Genomic DNA, 5943 nt, shown 5'->3' on the forward strand with positions numbered 1-5943 from the left:
TGATCTCTATCATCGATATGACCTTGACCATTTTTAACTTTGATAACGTATTTAACAGACTCGATAATATCTTCATGAGTAAGTACAGTTACGTATTCTGGAACATTTAATCCTAGTTTATGGTTCATTTTCATACGACCAACTTGTGTTAAGTCATATCTCTCTGGATCAAAGAATAATTGGTTTACGAATGCATGTGCAGCTTCTTTAGTTACTGGTTCACCCGGACGCATAACTTTATAGATACGAATGGCAGCTAAATCATTTTCATCTTCAATCTCTTCTGTTTGTTTTAGAAGTTTTAGTGAATCTGCATCAGCATTAAAAGCATTAATTACAGAGCTATCAACACCTTCAGCTAAATCATTAGCAATTCTAAATTCACTTACACCAATTTCAGCCATTTTCTTTAACTTAGACTCATCGATATGTGTCATTGTATCAAATAAAACTTCACCAGTTTCTGGATCTATGATAGGTTCTGCTAAATAACGCTCTAGTAATACTTCTAATGGATATTGAACAGTTTTAAGTCCATCTTCAACAAATTTTTGTGCTTTTTTAACAGATAATCTTTTCCCTGCATTGACTAAAACTTTCCCATTAGCATCTACAAGGTCATATCCTAAACGTCCAGAATAATCAGCAGCATTAAAATCAATTGTAAAATTATTATCAGCTACATTGATCGTTTGTATTGGGTAAAACAGTTTTAAAATATCTTGCTTAGAGTACCCAAGTGCACGGAACATAATAGTTACTGGAACTTTACGACGTTTATTAATTCTCATATAAAGAATATCTTTTGGATCATACTCAAAGTATAACCATGAACCACGATCTGGAATGATTTGACCAGTATAGATAAGTTTAGAACTTGCAGTTGTCGATTCTTCCTCTTTAAAGATAACACCAGGCGAACGGTGTAGTTGGTTTACAACAACACGCTCAACACCATTGATGATAAATGATGTACGATCTGTCATTAAAGGGATGTCACGAACAAAGATTGATTGTTCTTTAATATCTTTTACACCGAGTTTCTCTTTAGTATTTTCATCTCTGTCCCAAAGAACTAAACGTGTTTTCATTTTCAAACTTACTGCATACGTAAGTCCTCTTTCCATACACTCACGAACAGTATATTTTGGGTTTGTTACTTCAGAACCTTCATACTCAATAGTAAGTCTATTTTGTACATCATGAATAGGAAAAACTGATTGAAAAACTTTTTCAATTCCACTAGCAGCTCTATCTTTTGATTCTAACATTAAGAATCTTTCATATGAACTTTGTTGTAATTGTAATAGATTTGGTACTTCTATTTCTTGAGGAGTTTTAGAGAAGTCTACACGAAGACGGTTTCCGGAATATAAAGTGTTTAACATAGGCTACCTCGATAAGTTGTTAATTGATGATTTTTTACAAATCAATGTCCAACTCTAAGCGTCCCTAGAGTTGAAACTGTACTCTTTAAAACAAAGAGATTTTTATAGTGCTTATAAACGACATAAGGGCACTTTAGTAAGGAGAGTCGTCTCTTCTTACTAAAGCGCCCAAAAAGTGGAGGGGTAATCCCTCCAAATTAAAGAAAAGTTAACTTATTTAACTTCTACTACTGCACCAGCTTCTTCTAATTTAGCTTTAGCTTCTTCAGCAGTTTCTTTATCTACACCCTCTTTGATTGTAGATGGTAAGTTTTCAGTAGCATCTTTAGCTTCTTTTAAACCAAGACCAGTAAGCTCACGAACAACTTTAATAACACCAATTTTTTTAGCACCAGCATCAGTAAGTACTACGTTAAACTCAGTTTGTTCACCACCAGCAGCACCAGCATCACCACCAGCTACACCAGCAACTGCTACAGGTTGAGCAGATACACCAAATTTTTCTTCGAACTCTTTAACAAGTTCAGATAACTCTAATACAGATAATCCAGAGATGAATTCTAATACATCTTCTTTAGTTACAGCCATAATTTTCTCCTATGGTATTTTTAAATTTTAATTTTTTGCCAATTTTTCTAGTTTAGCTTCTAGTATCAATTAAGCTTCCGCTTCGTTTTTTTGTCTTAATGCATCAAGACCAAATACAAAGTTTGTAAGTGGTGCCATCCAAGTCGCAGCAAGCATACCAAGAAGTTCTTCACGTCCTGGAAGTTTAGCAAACGCATCAATTTTAGCTACATCTGCCGCTTCTTTGTCTAGGTAACCAGCTTTGATAACAAATTTTTCGTTATTTTTTGCAAAATCAGCAGCAACTTTTGGAGCATTAATAACTTCGTTTGACCAGATAAAGATATTTGTATCTTTAAGTTCAACACCTGTCATACCTGCTTTTTCTAACGCAATGTTTGCTAAAGTATTTTTAACAACCTGAACACTTGTGTCTTTAGCACGAGCAGCTTTTCTTAGATCTTCTAATTCAGAAACCGATAAACCTTTATAGTCACAAATAACTACAGCAGTAGTCTCAGCAAAAGAAGTTGAAAGTTGCTCAATAACTTCAGCTTTTTTAGATTTAAGCATAAATTTCTCCTTTCCCAGACATAACTTCAAGTGGGGTAGAAAGGACTTTTTAAGCCAACCGATTGGTTTAGCCCCCTACTGTCTTTAGTCCAAGTAATTCAGATTCCCATCAAAAAATGAAAATCTTTAGTTTAAGATAAGACAATCTCAAACTAAAAACTTTCAAAACTATCCGAGAAAAATTCTCGGAAGCTTATAGTATACTATTTTGTATCTAATAATTCAGCTACATCAAGTTTAACAGCTGGACTCATTGTTAAACTAAGTGCAGCATTTTTGATGTAACGACCTTTTGAAGAAGCTGGTTTTTGTTTATTAATAGCTTTTACAAAAGTTGCAAGGTTTTCAGCGATTTTTTGAGCATCGAAACTAACTTTTCCAATACCTGCATGAATATTACCTTTTTTGTCAACTCTGAAGTTTACTTGACCGCCTTTAACATTGTTAACAGCAGTAGCAACATCTGGAGTTACAGTTCCAGTTTTAGGGTTCGGCATTAAACCTTTTGGTCCAAGAATACGACCAACTTGACCAACAAGACCCATACAATCTGGTGCAGCTACAACAATATCAAAGTTGATGTTACCCTCTTTGATTTGTGCAACAAGCTCATCAGTACCAACAATGTCAGCACCAGCTGCTTTAGCTTCATCAGCTTTTGCACCTTTAGCAAATACTGCAACACGTACAGTTTTACCAGTACCATGTGGAAGAACGATTGCACCACGTACCATTTGATCTGCGTGACGTGGGTCAACATTTAAATTCATTGCAATTTCAACAGTTTCGTCAAATTTTGCACTTTTTAGTTCTCTTACAGCTGAAGATGCTTCTTCAATTGTGTAAGATTTAGAACTATCAACTTTTTCTAATAATTGCTTATATCTTTTACTCATAACAAATTTCTCCGCTTAATAAATTCTGCCACAGAGTTTTAAATCGTTGTGGTCGACGATTTTCGTAAAATTAGTCTACGATTTCTATACCCATAGAACGAGCTTGCCCAGCAATAGTATTTGCTGCCATCTCTTTATCATCTGTATTTAAATCTTCGATTTTTTGATCAACGATCTCCATAAGTTTTTCACGAGTGATTTTAGCCACTTTATTTTTTAGTGGGTTTTCACTCCCTTTTTTGATACCAGCTGCTTTCATTAACAATGCAGATGCTGGTGGTTGTTTAGTAACAAAAGTAAAACTTTTGTCATTGTAAACTGTGATAATAGTTGGAACTTTGAATCCCATCTTATCTTTTGTTTTTTCATTGAATGCTTTACAGAATTCCATGATGTTAACACCACGTTGTCCTAAAGCAGGTCCTACTGGAGGTGCAGGGTTAGCAGCACCAGCTTGAATCTGAAGCTTGATATAGCCAGCAATTTTCTTTGCCATTTTTCTTCCTTTTTATGAATTTAAATTATTTTTTCAACTTGAGTGTAAGAGATATCTACAGGAGTAGCTCTACCAAAAATTGAAACGTTGAGTTTTAGAGTTCCATGCTCTAAGTCGTATTCATCCACAGTACCTGTGAAGTTTGCAAACGGTCCATCAATAATACGTACAGTCTCACCGTTATCGAAAAATACTTTCGGTTTAGGTGCTTGACGATTATTTACACGATCTAAGATAACTTGAATATCATGCTCACTTAGAGGTGTCGGACGGTTTCCTTCACCAATAAATCCCGATACTTTCGGGATAGATTGAATCATATGTTGAATTTCAGTATTGAGATCAATTTTTGCAAAAACATATCCACTATAAAGAGATCGTTCACTTACTTTTTTCTTTCCATCTTTTACTTCAATAACATCTTCAGTTGGAACAATTACATCTGTAATATGCTCTTGGAGTCCATACTCTTCAATCATATTGAAGATAGCATCTCTTACTGCTCTATCACTTCCATAAGTCTGGATCGAGTACCATTGATGTGCCATTATTTACTCCTTAACCTAAAATTGCTGAAACAATAGATGACATAAGAAGGTCAACCAAAGCCAAAAATGCAGCTACAGCTGAAACAACAACAATAACAGCAATATAAGCTTGTTTCACCTGTCCTTTAGTAGGAAAGATAACTTTACTTAACTCTAATTTTGCATTTTGGATATGTTTACCTAAATTCATATGTTCTTTCCATCATTTTAAAATATCATTGATTATAAATTTTGCTCGAAAGCAAAACTAATAATAAATGTGTGCAAGTGGCAGGCGTGGAGGGACTCGAACCCCCAACACCCGGATTTGGAATCCGGTGCTCTACCATTGGAGCTACACGCCTACTTATTATGCTAACGTAATTTGAACAAAGTCCAAATTTACTACGCTAACGCTGAGTTTACCTCGGCGGTAAGCCCAAAATCGCTTACGATTTTTCCAAAAGAGAAAAACTGATTACAGTTTCATCTCTTTATGTACTGTATGCTCTTTACAGAATTTACAATATTTTTTTACTGAAAATTTTTCAGTATGAGTTTTTTTATTTTTAGTTGTGTGATAGTTACGTCTAGTACACTTTTCACAACCTAAGTGAATTGCTTCTCTCATTTTAAACCTTTAAAATTGGTTCAAGGTAATTCGCAAAAGCGAATTACGCAAGAATCTCAGCTACAACACCAGCACCAACTGTTCTACCACCTTCACGGATAGCGAACTTAGTACCTTTTTCCATAGCAATTGGGTGGATAAGCTCAGCAGTGATAGTTACGTTATCACCTGGCATAACCATTTCAGTACCTTCTGGTAAGCTGATAGCACCAGTTACATCTGTTGTACGTACATAGAATTGTGGACGGTAACCATTGAAGAATGGAGTATGACGACCACCCTCATCTTTGCTTAATACATAGATTTCAGCAGTGAATTTTGTATGTGGAGTGATTGAACCTGGCTTACAAAGAACTTGACCACGTTCAACTTCATCTTTACCAATACCACGAATAAGGATACCACAGTTATCACCAGCTTCACCTTGCTCCATCTCTTTACGGAACATTTCAACACCTGTAACAGTAGTAGTTTGAGTGTCACGGATACCAACGATTTCAACTGTATCACCAACTTTAACAACACCACGCTCAATACGACCAGTAACAACTGTACCACGTCCAGAGATTGAGAATACATCTTCAACTGGCATTAAGAATTCTTTATCTGTTTCACGAGTTGGCTCTGGGATGTAAGCATCAACTTCAGCCATTAACTTTTGAATTTTTTCTGACCACTCACCAAGAGTACCAGTTTTTGCTTCTTCAAGAGCTTTAAGAGCTGAACCAGCTACGATTGGAGTATCGTCACCTGGGAAGTCATAAGTATCTAATAACTCACGAATTTCCATCTCAACTAACTCTAATAACTCTTCATCATCAACCATATCTTCTTTGTTCATGAAAACAACGATGTATGGAACACC

At 35.5% G+C, this 5943-nt stretch carries 8 protein-coding genes, 1 tRNA gene and 1 pseudogene; all 10 read right to left on the reverse strand.

The annotated features are described in order from the left end of the window. Positions 1-1388 (reverse strand): annotated as a pseudogene (locus ACQY56_RS10250) (DNA-directed RNA polymerase subunit beta); the annotation flags it as partial. A gap of 213 nt (positions 1389-1601) precedes the next feature. Further along, a complete protein-coding gene (gene rplL, locus ACQY56_RS10255; RefSeq protein WP_428738352.1) occupies positions 1602-1976 on the reverse strand; it encodes a 50S ribosomal protein L7/L12 in 375 nt (124 codons plus the stop codon). 69 nt (positions 1977-2045) lie between these two features. Beyond that, complete coding sequence (gene rplJ, locus ACQY56_RS10260) at positions 2046-2528, reverse strand: 50S ribosomal protein L10 (RefSeq protein ID WP_428738353.1); 483 nt, start codon at positions 2526-2528, stop codon at positions 2046-2048. A 203-nt stretch (positions 2529-2731) separates the two neighbouring features. Then, a complete protein-coding gene (gene rplA / locus ACQY56_RS10265) occupies positions 2732-3424 on the reverse strand; it encodes a 50S ribosomal protein L1 (protein ID WP_428738354.1) in 693 nt (230 codons plus the stop codon). A gap of 70 nt (positions 3425-3494) precedes the next feature. Further along, complete coding sequence (rplK, locus tag ACQY56_RS10270; protein ID WP_428738355.1) at positions 3495-3920, reverse strand: 50S ribosomal protein L11; 426 nt, start codon at positions 3918-3920, stop codon at positions 3495-3497. Between the two features lie 20 nt (positions 3921-3940). Beyond that, positions 3941-4468, reverse strand: coding sequence for a transcription termination/antitermination protein NusG (gene nusG, locus ACQY56_RS10275; protein ID WP_280331239.1), 528 nt, complete (start codon positions 4466-4468; stop codon positions 3941-3943). A 10-nt stretch (positions 4469-4478) separates the two neighbouring features. Beyond that, a complete protein-coding gene (secE, locus tag ACQY56_RS10280; protein WP_428738356.1) occupies positions 4479-4658 on the reverse strand; it encodes a preprotein translocase subunit SecE in 180 nt (59 codons plus the stop codon). Between the two features lie 78 nt (positions 4659-4736). Continuing rightward, positions 4737-4812, reverse strand: a tRNA-Trp gene (locus ACQY56_RS10285). A gap of 113 nt (positions 4813-4925) precedes the next feature. Further along, a complete protein-coding gene (gene rpmG, locus ACQY56_RS10290) occupies positions 4926-5078 on the reverse strand; it encodes a 50S ribosomal protein L33 (protein ID WP_428738357.1) in 153 nt (50 codons plus the stop codon). A gap of 43 nt (positions 5079-5121) precedes the next feature. Further along, positions 5122-5943, reverse strand: an 822-nt coding sequence (locus ACQY56_RS10295) for an elongation factor Tu (protein ID WP_428743759.1), incomplete at its 5' end; no start/stop codon positions are given.

This window comes from Sulfurimonas sp., assembly GCF_050296975.1.
In the GTDB taxonomy this organism is placed as follows: Bacteria; Campylobacterota; Campylobacteria; order Campylobacterales; family Sulfurimonadaceae; genus Sulfurimonas.